The 2177-nt window shown below is 40.1% G+C and carries 1 pseudogene; it reads left to right on the forward strand.

The features are described 5' to 3' along the window. Window positions 1-2177: pseudogene (locus tag HMPREF9075_RS10965) on the forward strand (DUF11 domain-containing protein); the annotation flags it as partial.

Genomic DNA, 2177 nt, shown 5'->3' on the forward strand with positions numbered 1-2177 from the left:
ACTTTCCAGAGCGATATCGTGTTACTGTAAAAGGTGATATGATTATCGTAGGGAACACTATGTTGAGCCCTATTGGCAATGGAGACTATAATGACCCGAATGCTTGGAACTATTTTGGGCAACAATATGTGGATATAGATGGAGATAGTTCTACTTTTAACTCTAGTTCGGCACGAGTAAATGATCCTAACCCAGGAGGTGCTTGTCCGCGTAAAGTAAAGAAAGCCTATTTGTATTGGGCATCGATGGACAATCCTACAGCGGGTACAGCAGATAGGGTAAAGTTTAAGGTAGATAGTGGGGCTTATCAAGATATTATAGGAACGCTTGTTAGTACTAATGTTAATAGTGGTTTGTATGTATATATAGCTGATGTTACCAACAAGCTTACTAATGTAGCGGGCAATTATACGGTAGCCAACTTGCAAGCACCGAATAGGTATGCAGCAGGTTGGACATTGTTTATTATTTATGAGGATGCTACTAAGCCAGCACGCAATATCAGTTTGTTTGATGGTTTGGCAATTGTAGATGGTAGTACTTCAGCTGTGATAGATATTCAGGGCTTTAAGACGGTACCTTCACCACTGCCTGTAAATGCAAAGATTGGTTTTGCTTCTTTAGAAGGAGATGCTGGTGGTGTAGGAGATCAATTGTTTATAAAAACTAATAAAATAGCAAATTCAGTACTTTCCAGTCCAGGACGTCCTTCTAATAACTTTTTTAATAGTACTTATACCGATGAGAGTGGTATTAACTTGAATCGTACCCCCAAGTCTAAGAACTTGATGGGGTACGATGCGGGTATTCTGCAATTAGAGAATGCTAATAATCGTATTTTAGACAACAATTCTACTTGGGCTAAGCTTACAGCAACTACCAATGGAGATGTGTACTATCCCTTTATGTTTGCCTTCAACGTAGAGGTAATAGAGCCTACGGTAGTGATGAACAAGCGTGTGTATAATGCTGCTAACCAAGATGTTACGGGGCAAAGTAATATACCATTAGGTTCAAGTCTTAAATACGAAATAGAATTCCAAAACCAAGGGAATGACGATGCTAAAGGCTTGGTAATTACAGATATATTACCAGAGAATTTAGAAAACTCGGCTACTAATATATATGTATCGGATAGTCGTATTAATTATGGATATAGTTCAGTTTCACGCAAACTTGAAATAGATGTACCTAATGAATTAGTTAAGCAAAATGGTTCGAAACATAAAATTTCTTTCAATGTAAAGGTAGTTTCTAAGTGTGATACTTGGACGTCTCCTTGCGCCAATAAAATACAGAACTCGGCTTCGGCTACCTATCAAGGTACCCGAAATCCTGCTACTTTTACCCCTAAGAGCTCCAATGCGCAGTTTTCGGCTTGTGGCTCTACTGAAGAAAGCAGTACCGATTTTCTTGTGGGCGTAGATTTTAGCAAGTGTACTTATAAGACCTCTACTATATTGTGTCAGCCTACAATGAACCTTACAGCAGCGGCGGACTTTGATAGCTATACTTGGACGAAAGAGGGCGATGGTTCTTTTAGCCGAACAGGGCGAACTATTAGTATAAATGCTGTAGGTACTTATAAGGTTACCAAAACCAAAGCGGGTTGTGCTACGATGTACGAAGAGTTTGAGGTAAAACCTAACGATCACGAAGCCGACCACCCCTTAGAGAATAAAATTAAAAACAAAGAAATCTCTGGGGAGGTATACGTATGTCCGTCTACAGGGCAAAAATATCCACAAGTATACTTGTGTGGTAAGAACGCTTCGGTGGAAGTGAAGCTGAAAATAGACAACGCCAAGAGTTTCCAATGGGGCAAAATGGCAGCGAGCTGCCCTAGCAAACAATTAGATTGTCCTGCAAGTGCTCCTAGCCAATCGACCTGCTGGAGCAATGATGGGGCACTTATAAATGGTACTACTACCCAAAAGACCTTTAGCGCTGATGGTGATTATAGGCTTACCGTTACCTATGATGGTGATTGTGTGGCTACTTATTACTTCCGTGTAACGAAAGACCAAACTGACCTTGATGCTGATGTGGTACACAAAGTATGTAACACACAAGGAAGCATTAAGGCAAAAGGTATTTCGGGTTCAGGTTATAAATATCAATTAAAACAAGGCAACACAGTAGTGAGAGCTTGGCAAACGAGTGTAGAGTTTAAGAAC

Origin of the sequence: Capnocytophaga sp. oral taxon 332 str. F0381, from assembly GCF_000318275.2 — a bacterium.
GTDB classification, from domain to species: Bacteria; Bacteroidota; Bacteroidia; order Flavobacteriales; family Flavobacteriaceae; genus Capnocytophaga; species Capnocytophaga bilenii.